Origin of the sequence: Desulfonatronum sp. SC1 (assembly GCF_003046795.1) — a bacterium.
GTDB lineage: Bacteria > Desulfobacterota > Desulfovibrionia > Desulfovibrionales > Desulfonatronaceae > Desulfonatronum.
The window spans coordinates 25,553-44,233 of the sequence record NZ_PZKN01000011.1 but is presented as its reverse complement, the minus strand read 5'-3'; the positions used below and the strand labels follow the sequence as shown (position 1 = coordinate 44,233).

General features: G+C 60.3%; 19 protein-coding genes. 11 read left to right on the top strand and 8 right to left on the bottom strand.

Annotated features, from left to right (window positions below):
* The first annotated feature begins 6 nt into the window (after positions 1-6).
* From pilM to cmk, 7 genes are all read left to right on the top strand, one after another.
* Positions 7-1,065: a type IV pilus assembly protein PilM gene (pilM, locus tag C6366_RS07835; protein ID WP_107736784.1), complete on the top strand. Its 1,059-nt coding sequence runs from the start codon at positions 7-9 to the stop codon at positions 1,063-1,065.
* Positions 1,062-1,646 carry a PilN domain-containing protein gene (locus C6366_RS07830; protein ID WP_107736782.1) on the top strand — a complete coding sequence of 195 codons (585 nt, stop codon included), beginning with the start codon at positions 1,062-1,064 and terminating at the stop codon, positions 1,644-1,646. Before pilM ends, C6366_RS07830 begins: the two co-directional genes overlap by 4 nt.
* Positions 1,639-2,280 (top strand): type 4a pilus biogenesis protein PilO, encoded by a 642-nt coding sequence (locus tag C6366_RS07825; RefSeq protein WP_107736781.1) that lies wholly within the window; start codon positions 1,639-1,641, stop codon positions 2,278-2,280. The genes C6366_RS07830 and C6366_RS07825 overlap by 8 nt, the downstream gene beginning before the upstream one ends.
* A 26-nt stretch (positions 2,281-2,306) precedes the next feature.
* Positions 2,307-2,942 carry a pilus assembly protein PilP gene (locus C6366_RS07820; RefSeq protein WP_107736779.1) on the top strand — a complete coding sequence of 212 codons (636 nt, stop codon included), beginning with the start codon at positions 2,307-2,309 and terminating at the stop codon, positions 2,940-2,942.
* Positions 2,943-3,084: 142 nt separating this feature from the next.
* The gene (locus tag C6366_RS07815) at positions 3,085-4,848 is read left to right on the top strand and encodes a type IV pilus secretin PilQ (protein ID WP_158269694.1); all 1,764 of its coding nucleotides are present in this window, start codon (positions 3,085-3,087) and stop codon (positions 4,846-4,848) included.
* A gap of 159 nt (positions 4,849-5,007) precedes the next feature.
* Positions 5,008-6,120: a histidinol-phosphate transaminase gene (gene hisC / locus C6366_RS07810; RefSeq protein WP_233248426.1), complete on the top strand. Its 1,113-nt coding sequence runs from the start codon at positions 5,008-5,010 to the stop codon at positions 6,118-6,120.
* On the top strand, positions 6,113-6,835 hold the full coding sequence (gene cmk / locus C6366_RS07805) for a (d)CMP kinase (RefSeq protein ID WP_107736774.1): 723 nt from the start codon (positions 6,113-6,115) through the stop codon (positions 6,833-6,835). The genes hisC and cmk overlap by 8 nt, the downstream gene beginning before the upstream one ends.
* Here the strand turns inward: cmk and C6366_RS07800 are convergent.
* Genes C6366_RS07800 through C6366_RS07785 form a run of 4 tightly spaced genes read right to left on the bottom strand, consistent with a single transcriptional unit; the run spans position 6,816 to position 8,924 of the window.
* Complete coding sequence (locus C6366_RS07800; RefSeq protein ID WP_107736772.1) at positions 6,816-7,337, bottom strand: hypothetical protein; 522 nt, start codon at positions 7,335-7,337, stop codon at positions 6,816-6,818. The genes cmk and C6366_RS07800 overlap by 20 nt on opposite strands.
* 27 nt (positions 7,338-7,364) lie before the next feature.
* Positions 7,365-7,568, bottom strand: coding sequence for a hypothetical protein (locus tag C6366_RS07795; protein ID WP_107736771.1), 204 nt, complete (start codon positions 7,566-7,568; stop codon positions 7,365-7,367).
* Positions 7,549-8,346 carry a nucleoside triphosphate pyrophosphohydrolase gene (gene mazG / locus C6366_RS07790; RefSeq protein WP_107736769.1) on the bottom strand — a complete coding sequence of 266 codons (798 nt, stop codon included), beginning with the start codon at positions 8,344-8,346 and terminating at the stop codon, positions 7,549-7,551. The genes C6366_RS07795 and mazG overlap by 20 nt, the downstream gene beginning before the upstream one ends.
* Positions 8,343-8,924, bottom strand: coding sequence for a CvpA family protein (locus C6366_RS07785; RefSeq protein ID WP_107736767.1), 582 nt, complete (start codon positions 8,922-8,924; stop codon positions 8,343-8,345). Before C6366_RS07785 ends, mazG begins: the two co-directional genes overlap by 4 nt.
* A 398-nt stretch (positions 8,925-9,322) precedes the next feature.
* On the opposite strand from C6366_RS07785, the gene C6366_RS07775 reads away from it, so the two are divergent.
* The 4 genes from C6366_RS07775 (at position 9,323) to C6366_RS07760 (ending at position 14,365) form a co-directional block, all read left to right on the top strand.
* Positions 9,323-11,257: a DUF294 nucleotidyltransferase-like domain-containing protein gene (locus C6366_RS07775; protein ID WP_107736888.1), complete on the top strand. Its 1,935-nt coding sequence runs from the start codon at positions 9,323-9,325 to the stop codon at positions 11,255-11,257.
* Positions 11,258-11,283: 26 nt separating this feature from the next.
* Positions 11,284-12,018, top strand: coding sequence for a PolC-type DNA polymerase III (locus tag C6366_RS07770; protein ID WP_107736886.1), 735 nt, complete (start codon positions 11,284-11,286; stop codon positions 12,016-12,018).
* Positions 12,019-12,265: 247 nt separating this feature from the next.
* Positions 12,266-12,517 carry a DUF4212 domain-containing protein gene (locus tag C6366_RS07765; RefSeq protein WP_028572539.1) on the top strand — a complete coding sequence of 84 codons (252 nt, stop codon included), beginning with the start codon at positions 12,266-12,268 and terminating at the stop codon, positions 12,515-12,517.
* A 72-nt stretch (positions 12,518-12,589) separates the two neighbouring features.
* Complete coding sequence (locus C6366_RS07760; RefSeq protein ID WP_107736884.1) at positions 12,590-14,365, top strand: sodium:solute symporter family protein; 1,776 nt, start codon at positions 12,590-12,592, stop codon at positions 14,363-14,365.
* A gap of 281 nt (positions 14,366-14,646) precedes the next feature.
* Here C6366_RS07760 and C6366_RS19560 read toward each other — a convergent pair whose 3' ends face one another.
* The 4 genes from C6366_RS19560 to C6366_RS07740 form a co-directional block, all read right to left on the bottom strand.
* The gene (locus C6366_RS19560; RefSeq protein WP_158269691.1) at positions 14,647-14,856 is read right to left on the bottom strand and encodes a hypothetical protein; all 210 of its coding nucleotides are present in this window, start codon (positions 14,854-14,856) and stop codon (positions 14,647-14,649) included.
* A gap of 427 nt (positions 14,857-15,283) precedes the next feature.
* A complete protein-coding gene (gene bioD, locus C6366_RS07750) occupies positions 15,284-15,979 on the bottom strand; it encodes a dethiobiotin synthase (protein ID WP_107736764.1) in 696 nt (231 codons plus the stop codon).
* Positions 15,976-17,448, bottom strand: coding sequence for a pimeloyl-ACP methyl esterase BioG family protein (locus tag C6366_RS07745; RefSeq protein WP_107736762.1), 1,473 nt, complete (start codon positions 17,446-17,448; stop codon positions 15,976-15,978). Before C6366_RS07745 ends, bioD begins: the two co-directional genes overlap by 4 nt.
* Entirely contained in the window at positions 17,445-18,650 is a 1,206-nt protein-coding gene (locus C6366_RS07740) for an 8-amino-7-oxononanoate synthase (RefSeq protein ID WP_107736761.1), read from the bottom strand. Before C6366_RS07740 ends, C6366_RS07745 begins: the two co-directional genes overlap by 4 nt.
* Positions 18,651-18,681 lie beyond the last annotated feature (31 nt).

Here is an 18,681-nt window from a genome sequence, read left to right as displayed (position 1 = left end):
CTCGGATTGGCTATAACCATTGAGCTTCGCAAAAAAAGTCCTCCTCCCGGAGTGGACCTGGGCAGCGGTTGGATGAAGGTCGTCGCCCTGGGCTTGCGTCGTCGCAAGCCGGTCCTGAGCCGGATCGGCCGCATTCCCCTGGCCGTCGGCGACATGGACAAGGGGGAGAAGGCGGCGGATCGGCTGGCCGAGCTGTGGCGTCATCTGGGCATTCGGGAGAAAGGCGTGATCTCGGCCATGACCGGACATGCCGTGATCGTCAAGAAGGTCAACGTGGCTTTCGAGGCTGCGACGAACATGGAGAGTTTCCTGGTCAAGGAAGCCAAGCAGTACATCCCGTTCGATCTGCAGGACGTGTATATCGACCACCAAAATCTCGGTCCCGGAGTCAAGGAAGGGACCGTGGACGTGCTTTTGGTGGCCAGCAAGAAGCGAGAAGTGGAGGAGCGGCTGAGCATTCTGACCCGGGCCGGTCTGGAAGTCCGGGTGATGGACGTGGACGCCTTCGCCCTGAACAACTGTTTTGAATTCAACTATCCGGAACTGATCGACCGTCCCCAGTACATTTTGGACATCGGCGGCCAATTGAGCGTGTTTTGCGTGGTCTGGAACAAGCAGTTGGTCTTTCACCGTGAATTGAGTTTCGGAGGCCTTCAGTTGACCGACCGGCTGGCGAAATTATTGAACCGGTCCAGGGCGGAGTGCGAAAAAATGAAAATCAACGGTCCGGGGGACTTGCCGTCCACGGAACGGGCAGTGGTCGTTGATGAACTGGAAGATGCGGTGGTCTCCTGGGCGGGCGAGGTGCGGCGCCTGATCGGATTTTATCTCGGTTCGGTGCCGGAGGCCAAACCCGCTGAAACCCTATATCTGTCCGGAGGAGGCAGCCTGTTGGCCGGGCTGCCCGGTCGTCTGGGGCGAGAGTTGGAATTGGACGTGCGCTACCTCGATCCCTGGCGCAAGCTGGAGCCGGACCCGACCCAGTTCGACGCGGCCTATCTTCGCGCCGTGGGGCCGCAATACGCCGTGGCCGCCGGGCTGGCCCTGCGGGAGGCGGTTCCATGATCCGCATCAACCTCCTCCCCCCGGAGAAACGGCCGCGGATTTCCACCCTGCGCCTGGACCTGGGCGTTTTGGTGCTGGCCTTCGTACTCGTCGGGGGCGTGATTTTATTGACCCATCTGTGGATCAGCTCCGAAGTCCAGGAGCTGGAGCGCGTTCATGAAGCCAGGGAAGCCGAGAACCTGGCCTTGATGGCCGAGGTGGCCCGGGTCCGGCGGATGGAGAACGAGCTGAAGTCCATCGAGTCGAAAATTCAGATCATCACGGATATCCGAAGCATCCAGACCCTGCCGGTGCGCTATGTGGACGCATTGATTTCCTTGCTGCCGGAAGAGCGGATTTGGTTCGAGACTTTCCACCTGGAAAAGAATGGGGTTTTGCAGCTGCGGGGGGTGGCCATGGACAACCAGTCCTTTGCCGCCTACGTGGAAATCCTTCGGACATCGGCCTTTGTCCGCGGCGTGGTGACGGAGCGGACCTTACGCCGGGAGGTGCAGGGCCTGTCGCTGGTGGAGTTTCATTTTCGGGTATCCTTCGGTCCTCCGCCGGCCGACTACTTCCTGGAGAGGGCCGATCATGGATAGTCGTACAGTGGTCAAGCAACTGGAGAACCTGAGCAAGCTGCACAAGCTGGCTATCCTCGTCCTGTTGATCGTCGTCGCTTTGGGTGGCTACGCCTTTTTTTCGCTCATGCCCAAACTCGAGCGCAAGGCCTTTCTGCAAGAAGATATTCAGAATCTGGAAACTTCCATCACCGCCAACCGCCGGCTGGCCGTCAGGCTGCCGGAATTGGAGGAGGAAGTGGAGGCCCGGGAGTACGAGTTGCTCCTGGCCAAGATGCTGCTGCCCGAGGACGCCCAGGAACGTGAACGGCTTCTGGCCGCCATCGAGCGGCTGGGCATGGACGTGGGTGTCGAGTTCATGCTCTTTCAACCCGGCGGGGAGGTTCAGCACGATTTCTACGCCTCCCGCGAGGTCCAGTTGCGCATGCGCGGTGAGTTCCATAACCTGATCACCTTTTTTGACCGCATGGCCCGGCTGGATCGACTGGTCAGCCTGGATCGCCTTCGTTTGCAGCCCACCGCCGTGGCCGGGACCGGCCCGATCATCCTGAACGCCGAAAGCACCATCCAGGTCTACAGGGCACTGACCGAGCGGGAAATCAAGGCCGCGCAGGAACAGCAAAACCAGCAGCAACAAACCAGGCGGCGCAGATAGTCCGGCGCTTTTCGCCGAGGGATTCCATGACGCCCACGCAGCAGGACGCACCCCGAACAACCCGGCAAGCCGGTGCGCGGAGGAGATTTCCACGCAACCTGATGGGCCTATTGTTGTTTTCCGCTGGACTGTTTCCGTCCTTCTTTCTGGCGTTGATGCTTTTTTTTCAGCTCGTTTCGCCACGCACCGGCTGGTCGGTCGAAGGGGAGGACAATGGGGTGAAGGAGCTGTTCATGGGCACCTCCCTGGAACTTCCGGACTGGTTGCGTACCCCGGACGGCTACGTCTTTCGCCCGGTAGGCAAGCCGGATCCGTTTCGTCCGTTCGTCCGCCCGGCCCCGCCGGAAGAGGCGTTTCGGGCTCAGGTCCCGGCCAGAGAGTTGACCCCGCTGGAGCGCGTCGAGGCGACCCAGTTGCGGGTGATCGGTATCGTCTGGGCCATGGATCGTCCCGACCAGGCTCTGGCCATGGTTGAGATGCCCGACGGCAAGGGATTCGTGCTTCGGCCCGGAGTGGGCGTGGGACGGTACGGCGGCAAAGTCCGCCGGATCACCGCTAACGAGGTGATCATCGAGGAATATGGCCTGGACATCGCCGGTCGCGAACAGGTCAGGGAAGTGATCCTCAAGCTGCATCCAAGCGAGGGAGATGACCATGGGTAGCGCCCAGCGTGCGATAAGGATTCGGACGAGAAGACGGTGGACGAACCGACTGCCGCTCCTCTTTTGCGGCGCGATCGCGTTCGTACTGGTGACGATTTTTAGAAGCGCTTCCATCGGTGCCGAGGTAATCGCCCCGGAGCCCATGCCCGATGAAATAGTGTCGCCCGAGGCGAGGGCCACGCAACCGAGCGAGAATTTTATTGGAGAATCAAAGACGGTTGATTCACGGCCCAGCATACGCCAGGCGTCGTTTTTTCAGGCCGACGACGTCGTGGGCATCCGTCTGGAAGCGACCGGCGAACTGACGTGGCGATCCGTTTCGGCTCGTCCGGGGCAAATTCGGATTCTGTTTCCCGATGTCTTTATAGTGGCGGCGGCTGCCCGACTGCACCAGCTTCACGCCTTCGGACATCCGGTGAAAACAGGGTTGCTGCGGAATACGGACGACGGCGGGGAGTTGATATTGACAGCCACCGGCCCGGTAGTCATCGAGCCCGAGAAAGTGCCGGAAGGACTGGTCTTGCGTTTCGTGGACGCCCAAGCCCAAGCGGAAGACGACAAACCATCCGCCGTGCCGACGGCTCGTTCGGAGTTCCGGGAGCGTCCGGTCCAGGATGCGTTGGAAACTCGTTTTCCCGAGGAGGAAGCGCTGTTTCCGGGCATGCGCGAAGAGTACGTCGGGACGCCGATTTCCATTGATATGCAGAACGCCGAAGTGGAGCACGTGCTGCGGCTCATCGGCGAGGTTGCCGGGTATAATCTGATCCTGGACGCCGGAGTCGGCGGTCGGATCTCCATGAAACTGGACAACGTACCCTGGGACCAAGTTTTGGACCTCGTCCTTGTCCAGCGCAATCTGGGAATGGTGGTCCGCGGGAACATTCTGCGCATCAGCACGGCCCCGCAGTTGGAAAGCGAACGGGAACAACGCCGCCGTGCCCGGGAGGCCGCCATGCAGGCCCAGGAAACCATCGAACGCCTGGAACCGTTGCAGACGGCCTACATTCAGATCAATTACGCCACCGCGGCGGAGATGGACGCCAGGACACGACCTTTTCTGAGCGACAGGGGCAGGCTCAGCTTCGACCCACGGACCAACACGCTGATCCTGACAGACTCTCCGTTGCGAATCCGGCAGATTCAGGGAATCATCGAGAGACTTGACCAGCCCGAACGACAAGTGATGATCGAGGCCAGGGTCGTTTATGCGTCGGACGAGTTTCAACGCGCCATTGGACTCCGCTGGGGCGGTGGCATCGAAGGCGTCACCACGGAGTACTATCGAGGGGTCTACGGAGCGGCCGGCGGAGGAATCCCAATCAACCAGGGCGGCGTCGGACAGACCGGATACCTGGTCAATACTCCCATCGCCATGCTTCCTACATTTGGAATCGGAGGCTTCATCTCCAAGCTCGTTGGGCCGGATATGTTCACCCTGGACGTTCAGTTGCAGCTCGGAGAGCTGCAAGGCGAATCCAGGACCGTCTCCAGCCCACGCATTGTAACGTTGAACAACTCGCGGGCGGTGATCAAGCAAGGCACCCGTGTGCGGGTCAACGTGCTTGATGAAGCAGGCAATCCCCAGCCTGATTTTGAAGACGCGGTTCTTGAACTTTCCGTCACGCCGCAAATCACCCCTGACGACCAGCTCATTCTCGATCTTGTCGTCAAGGACGACGTACCGATGGGGGAGAATATCGACACCAAGTCCGCCGAGGCGAAGTTGATCGTCAATAACGGGGAAACAATCGTTTTGGGCGGCGTGTTCAAGGCCGCGGAAGGTCAGCGTGAGAATCGCGTGCCCGGGTTGGCAAGCATTCCTGGCCTGGGGGCTCTTTTCAAGAGCAGGATCACTGAAGAAAGAAAGGAAGAACTGCTTATATTCATTCGACCCAGCATATTGTAACCCATGTTTGTTGCCTGCAGAGATACTGAAAAGCGGCTGGGCTTGATCCCGTGGTGAGCGCATCCGGCTAGATCCGGTTCCCCTGTCGCCTTGGGAATGAGGAGATGTGCGTCTCCCTGTTCTCAAGGCTTTTGTCGTGAAAGAACACGAGGCTTTATCGTGCATCAACAACCTTTCCTCCGTCCTGAAATTCAGAACTTCAGCCCCTACGCTCCTGGGCTTTCCATTGACGAGATCCGAGAGAAATACGGTTTGCGGCGGGTCATCAAGCTGGCCAGCAACGAGAATCCGCTGGGTGTTTCGCCGTTGGTTCAAAAGGCTTTGCAAGATCACGCCGCCGGAGTGTTTAGGTATCCCCGGTCGGGCAGCCCGGAGTTGCGGGCGGCCTTGGCGGCGTATTTGGGGCAGCCGGAGGAATGGATCGTGGCCGGCAATGGTTCGGACGAGATCATTGACCTGTTGATCCGGGTCGCGGCCAGACAGGGTCGTGATCACATCCTGATCTTCGAGCCCAGCTTCAGCATGTATCGCCTGCTGGCCAAGCTCAGCGGCGTGGAAATCCGAACCGTTCCCCTGGACGAGAATTTTCACTTCCCCTGGGACAAGTTGCTGCACACGGCGACCGAGCAAACCGCCCTGGTTTTCGTGACCACCCCGGACAATCCGACGGGATACGCCCCTCCGGTCCAGGAACTGGAAATCCTTGCCCGCCGACTCCCATCGCGGACATTGCTGGTGGTGGACGAAGCCTACATGGATTTCGCCTCGCCCATGGACCATTACTCCCTGCTGTCTCGGCTGCGCGATTTTCCCAACGTGGTGGTGCTGCGGACCTTTTCCAAGCTGTACGGGCTGGCGGGGTTACGCCTGGGATACGGGGTCATGCCGCCCTGGTTGGCGGATGCGTTGATTCGGGTCAAGCCGCCCTTCAGCGTGAACATCCTCGCGGAAATCGCCGGTCTGGCCGCTTTGCGCGATGTTCATTTCGTCCAGGCCTCTTTGGACTGCGTCCAGGTCGGAAGGGCTTGGCTGACGACGGAATTGGCCCGGCTTGGTTGCCGCGTCTTTCCTTCCCAGGCTAATTTTCTACTGTTCAAGCCAAGGGAAGGTGCCTTGTCCGCTCTGGAGGTCTTTCAAAAACTTCTGGAGCAAGGGGTGATCATCCGGCCGCTGAAGAGTTACGGAATGGAGGATTATCTGCGGGTGACCGTTGGAACGGAAGAGGAGAACCGGATTTTCGTCCGGGAACTGGAGGCCGTGCTCCATGGCTGAACAAAACCCCGCGCGGTCATCTGAAGTTATTTCTGAACAGCCTTTGGTCGTCACCCTGGACGGACCGGCCGGGTCGGGCAAGACCACCGTGGCCAGAATGGTCGCCGATCGGCTGGGCATCGCCTATCTGGACAGCGGGGCCATGTTTCGGGCTTTTGCCCTGGGCCTGGGAGCGCAAAGCTGGACCTGGAGCGAGGACGTCCTAGGGGATCGCCTGGTTGGGCTCAAGTTCGCCCTGCAAGGACGAGGCGGTGAGGCCGCGTTGCTTCTGAATGGGGAGCCGCTGGGCGAGAAAATCCGGCGCGAGGAGGTCGGGATGTGGGCCTCGAATCTGGCCAAGGTGGGCGTGGTGCGGGAGATTCTCAAGCAGGCCCAGCAACGTCTGGGGGCCGGAACCTCCCTGGTGGCCGAGGGGCGGGACATGGGCAGCGTGGTCTTCCCCCAGGCCCGGTACAAATTTTTTCTGGACGCTGCGCCCGAGGAGCGGGCCAGGAGGCGCTGGCTGCAACTCAAAGAGATGGGCGTCGACGAGGATCTGGACGCCCTGATCGCCAATCTGCGCCAACGCGACGATCAGGACCGCAATCGGGCCATCGCCCCGCTCAAGCCCGCTGACGACGCCGTGATCATCGACACGGCGGGTTTGACGCCTGGGCAAGTCGTTGAAAGGATCGTCGAAATCATGTCGCCCAATCTCATTCATCCGTCGGGCTGATCTCACCGTGCCGCTGCTGGCGTAGAGCAAGCGCCACGATCACTGGAACAGCAAGAACTGAGAGCAGGGCAGAATAGACTGCCTTGACGAGCACTGCACCACTAAACGAGTAGGCGGGAGGGCCGAGGAAATGGAGCAGAGCAATCGCAAGCGGTCCCACGACAGCAAGATACGCCAGCCCGAGCAAGAATGCCCCAGCAAGGTTTCCTGTTGGCCAGTTGGTGACAAGCCAGAGCCGTTGCCTTGCCCGCGGCCACGCGTTCACGTTGCCCGAGGCGATATCCCATCTCACGATGGTCGCCAGGATGAGAAAGGTGATAAGCGTCAGGAAGAACGTGGTTCCGAGAGTATCTGGGCCTACACCCGGATTCCCCCACAGCGGTACAATGGGTACTCGATGGAAGGTTAGGTAGCCGATCCCGGCGTTGAGGAAAAAGTTAATGATCACCGTCGGAATCAGGATCTTCAATACGATGTATCTGCTTTGCTCCGCCGTCAGCATCCTGTCCTTCCCTCGGTGTCGAAATTGTCAGGCGTTGTCCGCCACCTTCTCCATCCGATGATCCATGGCCTCGCTGAGGCGTTGGGCCACGTCTTCACGGCGCAGGTCGATCTTGTCCTGGACCCGGCACCGGAAGAGGAGTTTCTTCAGGTCTTTTGAAAGTTGTTCCAGATCCTCCACGGACAGTTCGGCGCAGAGGCCGAGGATTTGGTCAATCTTGGCTTGGTTCATGGCGCTGTTTCACTTCGTTCCACAGGGCGTTCCAGGAATTCAGGTCCAGTCCTTCCAGGTCGATTCCTCTGGCTTCGGCCAAGCGGGAGAGCTTGGCGAAGCGGTTTAGAAACTTGCGGTTGGCCCGGTCCAGGGCTTCGTTGGCTTTGAGCCCCTGCCGTCGTCCGTATTCCACCAGGGTGAACAGGTAGTCGCCGTATTCGTCCAGGGCTTTTTCCGCTGAATCGCCGTCTTCAACCTGGGTGGCGTGCCATTCTTGCCATTCTTGATTCAGTTGTTCCCGCACACCGTCCGCATCCGACCAGGTGAAGCCCAGCCGGGCGGCCTTGGAATTGATGCGGTAGGCCCGCAACAGGGGGGGCAGTGTCGATGGGATGCCTTCAAAAGGGCCGCGGTCAGCTTTTTCCTTCTTTTTTTCCTTTTCCCAGTTGGCCCAGAGGGCGTCCAGGTCCGCGAAGGAAGCTTCGGCGAAGACGTGGGGATGACGCCGGACCATCTTGGCCGCGGCCTGATCCAGGACGTCTTCCAGGGTGAAGCGTCCGTCCCGTTCCATCAACCGGGTCACGAAGAGCAGCAGGAACCAGACGTCGCCCAGTTCCTCGCGGACGTCGTCCGGCTTGTTCGAGCGGATGGCGTCCACCAGTTCATGCACTTCCTCCACCAAATAGTCGGCCAGGCTTGGCGGGGTCTGTTCCCGGTCCCAAGGGCAACCTTCAGGGCCGAGCAGGCGTTCCAGTACGTCCCGCAGGCGCATTAGCGCGGTTTGATCGCCGGTCATGGCCGCTGTCCTCCCTGGTCGCCGGACAGCCGTTCTTGGACGTTTTCGCGCCAAGTCTGGCGCAAAGGCTGGCTCTTTTCCTCGAATTCGCGACGCATTTCCCGTGGCAGCAGATCCGCTAGAATGGCCGAGAAGCGATTGACCTGGGGGGCCATCCGGGAGGAGGCCAGGATGTCGGCTTTCGGCGAAAGAAATGTAGTCAGGATCAGGACCAGAAGAACGCAGATCAGTCCGCCTTTCAACAGGCCGATCACGCCTCCGGCGAAGCGATCCACCCAGCCTAAAAGGATAACCTTCAAGATGTGCCGCAGGACCGCCGCGACCATCAGAACGCCCACCAACCCGGTGCAGAAGACCAGGACGTAGCTGACCAACTGGGCCGTGCCGCGATCCGGCAGAATGCTCTCCACCAGTGGCAGGAGCATGGTGTGGTACTTGTTGGCCAGGAAGAATCCAACGATCAGTCCGGCGACGGAGGAAATCTCACCGATGAATCCACGAAACAGGCCGCGAATCAGAGTGAATCCCAGGATGATCAGGATCAGAATGTCCAGGGTGTTCAAATCGGCTATGGGCATGAGGGTGTCCAGAGGTAGGCATGAAAGTGAGCCCGGGAAGGGCTTTGGTGGATGGATACGGATCGTGAACGGCTCGTATCATCTGACGAACGACGGTTGGAATCTGCCATGTTTCGCGGGTACGGGCAACACCGGCGGCTCATGTCACGATTATGGTTCCGGATGATTCGTGAAAGGCGGAATAATTCGGTTCAGCGGTTGGGGTGAGCGGAGCAGAAAGCCGTTCTTTCGGCCCTGTGCTTATTGACGGTTTTTTTTCCGCCTTTGACCTGAAATCGAATGCCTTGGCAAAAATCACCAAGTATACAGATACTGACCGGAAAGAACCTGAGTTGAAGAGCAACGCCGGGGAGTACTCTCCACGGCATACCGGTCGCGAATCCCAGGAGATTATGGAAATGTTCACCGTCAAGGCGCCACAAAGCCATTCGCTCAATCCCGGCGTTGTCCTGGAGTTTCTGCAACAAACCCTGCCGTTCAACGAACTGAGCCCTGGTGCCCTGGAAGAACTGGCCGAGGACGCGGCCTTGGACTTTTTCCCCAAGGGGACCGTGGTCCTGACGCAAGGGGTCACGGATATCGTCCATTTGTACCTCATTCAAAAAGGCGGCGTGAAGCTCTATTTGCAGGACGAGTCCGGAGAGGTGACCCTGAAGGATTTTCGCGGTGAGGGCGGCGTGTTCGGGGCCTTGGGCATCATCCGCGGCGCCAAGGCCAGCATGACCGTGGAGGCGCTGGAGGACACCTTCTGCTTTTTATTGAACAAGCAGACATTCTTGAACTTGGTCAAGAACGATCCTCGTCTGGCGCAGTACTACCTGAAATCCTTTTCCGAAAATTACATCCACAAGTCTTTTTCCGAGCTACGTCGACAACGGTTGACGCCCAAGGGCGAGGGCTCCCTGATCCTGTTCAGCGTCCCTGTTTCGGACATGATCAAGCGCGACGTGGAGGCAGCCCCTGGCACTTATTCCGTGCAAAAGGCCGCCGAATACATGGCCCGGCATCGGATCGGGTCCCTGCTGGTGGAAGACGCCAAGGGCATCGTTCGCGGAATCATCACGGACAAGGATTTGCGGTCCAAGGTGGTGGCCAAGGGGCTGGAATACCGTACCCCGCTTCGGGAGATCATGAGTTCCCCGGTGCGGACCATTCCGGCGGACGCGGTCTGCTTCGACGCTCTGCTGGCCATGATGACTCACCAGATTCACCATCTGGCCGTAGAGGACGGGGGCAAGATCGTCGGCGTGGTCACCAGCCACGACATTATGTTGCTCCAAGGCCAGTCTCCGCTGTACCTGTTCAGGGAAATTCTGGCTCAACGCACCTTCGAGGGCGTGCATGAGGTTTCCAGGCAGGTTCCCCAGGTTGTTCGCCCGCTGATCGAGGAAGGCGGCAAGGCCGACAACATCACCCGGGTGATCACGGTGCTCAACGACCTGATCCTGGATCGCCTGTTGACCCTGCTCCTGGAGCAGCTCGGTCCGCCGCCGCTGCCGTTTTGCTGGATGCTCATGGGCAGCGAGGGCCGCAAGGAGCAGACCTTTCGCACGGACCAGGACAACGCCCTGGTGTACGCCGATCCACGGGACGAGCAGGAAGCAGAGCGGGCTGAAGCGTACTTTACCAAGTTCGCGGCAGAAGCCATCGAGCATCTGGTCAAATGCGGCTTTCCCCGGTGCCTGGGGGATATCATGGCCTCCAATCCCAAGTGGCGTTTGCCGTATTCCGCGTGGCGGGCCAACTTCGACCGCTGGGTCAGCGTTCCCGAGCCCCAGGAAGTGTTGCACTCCACGATCTTTTTCGATTTTCGGCCCGGATACGGCGACAAGGCCTTGGCCGAAAAGCTGCGGGATCATTTGACCAAGACCTTGCAGGGAAAGGATCTGTTTTTTCGCCATCTGGCTCAGGACTGCTTCACTTCCCGCCCGCCACTCTCATTTTTTCGCAACTTCATCGTGGAACGCGACGGGGAGCACAAGAACCGGCTGGATCTCAAGGCCAGAGGCCTTGTTCCCTTCTGGGACTTCGCCAGGTTGATGGCCCTGCGCCACGGCAGCCAGGAGACGAACACCCTGCGCAGGCTTAAAGCCGTGGCCGACGGCGGGCATATCCCCGAGGAGCTCTACCGCAAAGCCCGAGAGGCTTATGAATTTCTGATGCAACTCCGGCTGGTGCATCAACTAAAGTGGTTAGAGGGGGGCAAGACCCCGAACAACTTCGTCGATCCCGCTGAACTGTCCGACCTGGAAAAACAAACCTTGAAAGGCGCGTTTTCGGTGATCACCAGTCTGCAGAACTTCTTGAAGTCGGCCTTCATGCTCAACGTCTAACCTGCCGTAATGCGCATATGCTGACCATGACTCATCCATTGCAAAGCCTTTTCTCCTGGTGGCCTTCGTTGCCCTGGAGTCGCCGGGATGAACATGCCCTGCTCAAGGCCAACCGCGAGTATTTTGCCGCTTTCAGCCAGGACAAGCCCCTGACGGAGTACGAGTTCGTGGTTTTTGACACGGAATTGACCGGCTTGAACGAGCGACGGGACGAGGTCGTGTCCATCGGCGCGGTGCGGATCCGGGAAATGCGCATCGATCTGCAGAACTGCTTTTACACCTGTATTCAGCCGGATCAATACGTTCCCAAAAGCAGCACCCTGATCCACCGGATCACCCCTTGCCAGACCGAAGAGGCTCCCAAGCTGGAGACCGTGCTTCCGGAATTCGTCTCGTTCTGCGGTCAGGCCCTGTTGGTGGGACACAACATCGGGCTGGACATCGGGTTCATGAACCGGGCCTTGAAGAAACATTTGGGCGGGACCCTGCACAACCCCTGCCTGGATACCATGCGGCTGGCCATGCTGTACAAGGAGTCGCAGTGGGAGAACTACTACGATCGCTACAACCTCAACGTTTCCTATACGCTGGCGGACCTGAGCAAGGAATACGGCCTGCCCTTGTTCGACGAGCACAACGCCCTGCAGGACGCCATGCAGACCGCGTACTTGTTCTTGTTCTTCGTTCATAAGCTGCACGGCGGGAAGATCAAGACCCTGCGTGACCTGTTCTTGGCCGGGAGGAGCTGGCGTTGGATATAGAACTCCGTTGAAAAACTCCTAATTGCTGCGTCGCTGCAAACAATTCAATCTCTCACGTATCTATACAATACGCTTCGATCTTGAATTGTTCTTGCTCCTTGAAATTGGAATTTTTGAACGGACTGCAGACAAAGGATTTTTTGAACAGCCAGCGTGAGAAACAGTGCGGCGCCCTGCAAAGGAATGGGCAATGGTGTCCATTCCAAGCAGTTTTTGTATAGACAACCTGAATCCTTGGGAGGGGAGCATGAAGACACGAATGGATGAGTACTGGGGGAAGAACTTGCGATTGATCGCCATTCTTCTGGGGATTTGGGCCGTCGTAGGCTATGTGTTCGGGATCCTTCTGGTGAACCCGCTGAACAATTTCAGTCTGGGTGGATTCCCGCTGGGCTTTTGGTTCGCTCAGCAGGGATCTATTTACGTCTTCGTCGTGCTGATTTTCGTCTACTGCTATCTGATGAACAAGATGGACAAGGAATACGACGTACAAGAGTAGCGGTATTCATTGGCATTCATGTCCATGATCCGGCATTGCCGGTGCGTCATGGGCGAACACGAGGAGCATCCCATGTCGATCTTAGCCTGGACCTATATCATGGTCTTCATAACATTCGGATTGTATTTAACCATTGCCTGGCGCTGCCGCGTGCAGGACACCAAGGGGTTTTACGTTGCCGGCGGCGGGGTGCCGCCCCTGGCCAACGGCCTGGCCACGGCGGCGGACTGGATGAGCGCGGCCTCGTTCATCTCCATGGCCGGGATGATCTCCTTTCTGGGCTATACCGGGGCCGTGTACCTGATGGGCTGGACCGGGGGCTACGTGCTCTTGGCCTTGCTCTTGGCCCCGTATCTGCGCAAATTCGGCAAGTTCACGGTGCCGGACTTCGTGGGCGACCGCTACTACTCCAGCACGGCCCGGCTGGTGGCCCTGATCTGCGCCATCTTCGTCTCCATCACCTACGTTGTCGGCCAGATGCGCGGCGTGGGCATCGTGTTCAGCCGTTTTCTGGAAGTGGACGTGAACACCGGGGTGTTCATCGGGATGGCCATCGTTTTTTTCTACGCGGCCCTGGGCGGAATGAAAGGCATTACCTGGACCCAGGTGGCCCAGTACTGCGTCTTGATCACGGCCTTCGTGATCACCGCCGTGGCCCTTTCCATAAAGGTCACGGGCAATCCCATCCCGCAACTGGGCTTTGGCTCGACCATTGCCGAGGGACAGTATGCCGGACAGTACTTGCTCTCGGCCCTGGACCATATCGCCACGGACCTGGGGTTTCGTGAATACACCTCGGCCTTTGGTCCGGGGAACATGAACATGCTCTCGGTGATCTGCATTACCATGGCCCTGATGGTCGGCACCGCCGGACTGCCCCACGTGATCATCCGCTTCTACACCGTGCCCAGCGTGAAGGCCGCCCGGATCAGCGCGGGCTACGCCCTGCTGTTCATCGCCATCCTGTACACCACTGCTCCGGCAGTGGCCGCCTTTGCCCGGTACAACATCATCGACAGCCTCAACGAGCAGCCGTATGCCGATGCCCCGACCTGGTTCACCAACTGGGAACAGACCGGACTGGTGGCCTGGGTGGATAAGAACGACGACGGGATCATGCAGTTTCGGGCCGGGGCGCCTTTTGTCGGAATCCCTCGGTTCACCGGAGAAACCGGGCCGCAAGGTCAGCGGCTGGTGGCCAACGACCCCACGGACAATCCCAACGAGCTGTACATCGACCGGGACATCATCGTGCTGGCCAACCCGGAAATCGCCAATCTGCCGAACTGGGTCATCGCGCTGGTGGCGGCCGGAGGTCTGGCCGCGGCCTTGTCCACGGCCTCGGGCCTGCTCATCGTCATCTCGTCATCGGTGTCCCATGACCTCTACTACCGGATGATCAACCGCCAGGCCACGGAAAAGCAGCGCATGCTCGTCAGCCGGATCATGATCGGCGTGGCCGTGATCATCGCCGGATACTTCGGCATCAATCCACCAGGGTTCGTGGCCCAGATCGTGGCCTTTGCCTTCGGTCTGGCCGCCTCGTCCTTTTTCCCGGTGATCATCATGGGCATCTTCTCCAAGCGGATGAACAAGGAGGGAGCCATTGCCGGAATGACCGCGGGCATCGGGTTCACCATGTTCTACATCATCCAGACCCGGTTCTTCGGCGTGGATCCCTGGTTCTTCGGGATCACCGCGGAAGGCATCGGGACCATCGGCATGCTCTTGAACTTCGCCGTGGCCCAGATCGTCTCCTCCATGACCAAGGCCCCCCCCCAGGAGATCCAAGACCTCGTGGAATCCATCCGCTCGCCGCGCGGTGCCGGAGCGGCCGTGGATCATTAGCCAGCGTTATTCATCAATTCTGAAACAGCAACGCCCCCTTCCCGCGATTCAAGCGGGAAGGGGGCGTTTATTATTGAGGCGGGTCTTCGTGACCGGCTGCTTCCCTGGCCATGAGAAGAGGCAGGCTGGTCACAGCGTTACAAAGAGCGTTCATTCCGCTTCCTGGCGAAGGTCAAGATGTCGGTCTATGTACGTCATGAAGCGTGCTTTCTTCATGTGTGAATAATCCGCAAATGTGATGCCGAATATTGCGGATTTTCCGCAATACTCATGTCTGGAGTTCAGGTTTCATCAGCAGGCTTCCTCGGTTGCGCTCGCTCCGTTATGCAGCCATGGCGAGGTTCACCCACTTCGCCCTCCTTCACCATGCACACCATCATCCAGACTCGCTTCTTCGGCGTGGCCCCCTGATTCTTCGGGATCGCCGTGGAAGGCATCGGGACCATAGGCATGCTCTTGAACTTCGCCATGGCCCAGATCGTCTCCTCCATGACCAAGGCTCCACCCTAGGAGATCCAAGACCTCGTGGAATCCATCCGTTCGCCGCGCGGCGCCGGAGCGGCCGTGGATCACTGATCGACGCGATTCGTCAGACTTGTAGCAATATGGCCCCTTTTCGTGCTTCATCGCGGGGAGGGACCTTTGTTTTTGCGAGGACGACATCTTTGGCAGTCAGTATAAGTTTTAAGATGTCATATGTTGTGTTACGATTTACGGCAATTGATATTACTGGTCGGTTTTGAATACGATTAAGAAGAATTAAGCCTTTGCACACGAAATCCTTTGCCGATTTTAAAAGTTTGGTAAACTTTTGTCGTGTACATAGGCGAAAGACATTGAGGTAAAACCTGATATTGTGTTTGGCCGTCTCAATTATCATCTCGACAAGAAGTACGGAAACACCCAAGACAATGCTCATTACGGCTGGCAGGCTGCGAGCAATGCCTCTGCCCCACTGACGAAGCGCTCGTCGGTGGTTCCGCTCGCGGCTGTCGGCATGTGGAGCACGGGTGCGCGGTGGTTGATAGTGCGTAGGGCGTCGCGGATGATGTGGAGGGTATCGTCCACGATCTCCGGCGGGGAGGGGTGATGGAGGTTGTAGACTATACCCGCGACGGGGATGCGCCGCTCACGCAACGCGGCGAGCGAGAGCAGGGTGTGGTTGATGGAACCGAGCCGCGGTGTCGTGACCAGCACGGTGGGCCAGTGCTGCCGGGCCAACAAATCCAAAAGGGTCGTTTGCCCGTCGAGCGGTACGCAAAGGCCGCCCGCGCCCTCGACGAGCACGATCTCGTAGTGCCTAGCCAACGTGTTGGTTGCCCCGGTCAGTTTGGCGGTGTCGATCCGGCGGCCTTCCAGAGCCGCGGCAAGATGCGGGGACGCCGGAAACTTGAAGACATAGGGGCAGGTCGAGCCGGCAAGATCTTCCGGCAGCAGATCGTATTGCATGGCGCGGCGATGTTCAAGGATGTCCTCGGCAATGCCTTCGCAACCGGTCTGCACAAGTTTCTGCGTGATGACGCGCCGCCCCGCGGCCGCGTAGACAGCCGCCAGCCGTCCGGTCGCGACCGTTTTGCCGACGTCGGTGTCGATGCCTGCAACGAAGATAATCATGTGCCGGTCCTTGTTTTGTCATGCGGGGCGGGGTGCTTGCGGGCGATGATGATGAGAGGGTGGTAGGTGAGGGGGACGCCGTTGGCGGTATTGTAGGCGCGGTCGTAATCGCGGCAAAGGCGGGCGGTCCGACCCGCCGTCCAGGCGGCGTCGCCGAGGGCGTTGACGCCGGTGCGCCGCATGTGGCGTAGCACGTCGAGGCCCCTGGGGAAGTGGAAGGTGCGGATGCTCTCGGCGGCGTCCAGAATTTCGTAGCGTACCGCGAGGGCTTTGCGCCAGTCGTCGAGCGTCCAGTAACATAGCGTGAGGCCGGTGAGGCGGGCGATTTCGCGGTAGTTGCGCGGGCCGTAGGTGGCGGTTGCCAGGATGCCGCCGGGGCGCAGGGTTGCACCGAGGCGCTGCAGGAGGGCGGGTGGGTCGGCCGCCCAGTGAAGGACGGCGTTGGAGATGACGAGGTCGTTGCCGCCGGGCAGAGGGATATATTCCATGTCGCCCGGACAGGAACGGATGTCGCAGGCGGGGGCGATGCGGCGGGCTTGTTGAGCGGTACGTTCGCATTGCGCGGTGATGTCGTTGAGGTGGAGCGTTTGCAGGCGGTGGCGGTTGAGGAGTCGGTGCGTGAGCGTACCGGTGCCGCAGCCGAGTTCGAGCACCTGGCGGTAGCGCCCCACTGGGCAGGCGGTCCGCAGGGCGTCGAGAAGAGTATCGGCCATGGCGCTCTGCTGCACGGCGGCGGCGGGATAGGTGTCGCCGCTGCGCGCGAAGCACCGGGCGATGCGTTGTTTGTTCGGCGCGACCGCGGAAGGAGTGGTCTCCCGCACCAGTTCCTCCCAGGTGCGCCAGCGGCTGAAGGGATTGTGCGGCGCGGCGATGTCGTGGGTTGGTACGCCGTAGTGCGCCCAGCAGCGGCGTTGGGCGTCGGGCCGGATGATGCGGTCGCGCGTGGCGATGAACGCCGCCGTGAAGATGGCGGCTTCGGGCGGGGGAAGGTGCCGAAGCGTTTCGAGTTCGGCGGCACGCGCGTTGATGTCGCGGCACGGCGAGGGTGTGTACGCCATGGCGGGGCGGGATTCATCCGGGGCGCGCATGCGGGCGAGGAATTTCTCCCAGCCGCCTTTGTGAAGGTTGGCGGTGGTGGCGTCGATCCAGTGGGCGGGGATGCCGGTTTGGTCGTCCTCGGGTGTGAGGGTGCCGGCAATGGCGAGAGCGGTGGCAAGGCACCAGCGGTGGCGTCCGGCGGCGCGGTTGGCGGCCGCGCAACCGAGAGACCAGGCGACTAGATCGATGATCCGGTAGGCCGCGATGGCGTCAGCATGCGGTATGGCGTCGGGTTCGCGGTAGTCGTAGAGGACGAGCACGTCGCGGTGGCCGGGGTCGAGATGGCGGACGGCGGATGCGTCCATGCCCCAGCCGCTGAAGAAGAGCAGCAGTCTTGCGTTGCTGGCTCGGTTCAGCCAAGTGGCGTTCATGGCGCATTCTCCCGTTGGATGATTCCGGCGAGACGGACGAGCGAGGCGAGATCGTCCGGGTTCATGCCGGCGCAGATCGAGAAGCGCAGGCGGGCGGTGCCCGGCGGCACTGAGGGAGGCCGGACGGGGGGCACGAGGTAGCCTTCGCCGCGCAGGCGGGCGGCGAGCGTCACGGCGGCTTGATCGGCGCCCGCGACAAGCGGAACGATGTGCGAGCCGTTCGCGGGTTTGCCGGTGATGCGGGCGAGTTCGCGGCGGAAGAGGTCGGCGTTTGCGGCCAGCTGGCGGCGGCGGTCGTTCGCTTTGAGCGCGTACGCGAAAACATGCCGCGTCCATTCGAGGGTGATGGGCGGCAAGGCGGTGGTGTAAATTAGCGAACGCATGGTGTTGACGAGCAGGTCGCGGACAAGGGGTTCGACAACGGCGAAGGCACCGACGGAGGCGAGCGCTTTGCCGAAAGTGCCTACAAGGATGTCCACATCGGCCAGGAGACCCGCTTCCTCGGCGAGGCCAAGCCCGTGCGCGCCGCGTACGCCGACGGCGTGCGCTTCGTCCACGATCAGGATGGCATCGTGCTCGCGCTTGATGACGACGAGTTCGTGCAGGGGGGCGCAGTCGCCGTCCATGCTGAAAATGGATTCGGTGACGATAAAGGTGCGGCGACCGGGCGCGGGCGGATGCGCGGCCAGCAGGGCGCGCAGGTGTGCGGTGTCGCCGTGGCGATAACGTTGCCAGGCGGCGCGGCTGAGGCGGATGCCGTCGATGAGGCTGGCGTGGGCGAGACGGTCGGCGAGGATGACGTCCCCGCGTTGCGCGAGCGAGGGGAGGATGCCGAGGTTGGCGTGGTAGCCGCTATTGAAGACGAGGGCGCAACGGCCGTTGCCGTAGGCTTGCGCGATGAGGTTTTCGAGCGCGGTGCAGGCGGGGTGGTTTCCGCTCATGAGACGCGAGGCCGAGGCGGTGAAGCCGCCGGTTGTGCCGACGGGCTCCGCGGCCATTTTCGCGAGGAAGGCTTCCTGCACGCTGAGGTCGCATCCCAGGCCGAGGTAGTCGTTGGATGCGAGATTCAGGAGGAGTGCGCCGTCGGCGGTGCGCACACGATGCCCGGGGAGCGGTTCAAGGTCGGCGAGGCCGCGTAGGCGACCGCGGGCTTCGAGGTCGTCGAGGCGCTTTTGCCAGTCGTGATGCGCGGATACGTTCATGGTTTTTCGAGGATGGCTTGGGTGCGCGGGG

What these genes read in the sequence shown, in the direction of transcription:
- C6366_RS07830 (WP_107736782.1), top strand. Translation starts at nt 1,062, where the DNA reads ATGATCCGCATCAACCTCCTCCCCCCGGAGAAACGGCCGCGGATTTCC.
- C6366_RS07825 (WP_107736781.1), top strand. Translation starts at nt 1,639, where the DNA reads ATGGATAGTCGTACAGTGGTCAAGCAACTGGAGAACCTGAGCAAGCTG.
- C6366_RS07820 (WP_107736779.1), top strand. Translation starts at nt 2,307, where the DNA reads ATGACGCCCACGCAGCAGGACGCACCCCGAACAACCCGGCAAGCCGGT.
- C6366_RS07815 (WP_158269694.1), top strand. Translation starts at nt 3,085, where the DNA reads ATGCCCGATGAAATAGTGTCGCCCGAGGCGAGGGCCACGCAACCGAGC.
- cmk (WP_107736774.1), top strand. Translation starts at nt 6,113, where the DNA reads ATGGCTGAACAAAACCCCGCGCGGTCATCTGAAGTTATTTCTGAACAG.
- C6366_RS07800 (WP_107736772.1), bottom strand. Translation starts at nt 7,337, where the DNA reads ATGCTGACGGCGGAGCAAAGCAGATACATCGTATTGAAGATCCTGATT.
- C6366_RS07795 (WP_107736771.1), bottom strand. Translation starts at nt 7,568, where the DNA reads ATGAACCAAGCCAAGATTGACCAAATCCTCGGCCTCTGCGCCGAACTG.
- mazG (WP_107736769.1), bottom strand. Translation starts at nt 8,346, where the DNA reads ATGACCGGCGATCAAACCGCGCTAATGCGCCTGCGGGACGTACTGGAA.
- C6366_RS07785 (WP_107736767.1), bottom strand. Translation starts at nt 8,924, where the DNA reads ATGCCCATAGCCGATTTGAACACCCTGGACATTCTGATCCTGATCATC.
- C6366_RS07775 (WP_107736888.1), top strand. Translation starts at nt 9,323, where the DNA reads ATGTTCACCGTCAAGGCGCCACAAAGCCATTCGCTCAATCCCGGCGTT.
- C6366_RS07770 (WP_107736886.1), top strand. Translation starts at nt 11,284, where the DNA reads ATGACTCATCCATTGCAAAGCCTTTTCTCCTGGTGGCCTTCGTTGCCC.
- C6366_RS07765 (WP_028572539.1), top strand. Translation starts at nt 12,266, where the DNA reads ATGAAGACACGAATGGATGAGTACTGGGGGAAGAACTTGCGATTGATC.
- C6366_RS07760 (WP_107736884.1), top strand. Translation starts at nt 12,590, where the DNA reads ATGTCGATCTTAGCCTGGACCTATATCATGGTCTTCATAACATTCGGA.
- C6366_RS19560 (WP_158269691.1), bottom strand. Translation starts at nt 14,856, where the DNA reads ATGGAGGAGACGATCTGGGCCATGGCGAAGTTCAAGAGCATGCCTATG.
- bioD (WP_107736764.1), bottom strand. Translation starts at nt 15,979, where the DNA reads ATGATTATCTTCGTTGCAGGCATCGACACCGACGTCGGCAAAACGGTC.
- C6366_RS07745 (WP_107736762.1), bottom strand. Translation starts at nt 17,448, where the DNA reads ATGAACGCCACTTGGCTGAACCGAGCCAGCAACGCAAGACTGCTGCTC.
- C6366_RS07740 (WP_107736761.1), bottom strand. Translation starts at nt 18,650, where the DNA reads ATGAACGTATCCGCGCATCACGACTGGCAAAAGCGCCTCGACGACCTC.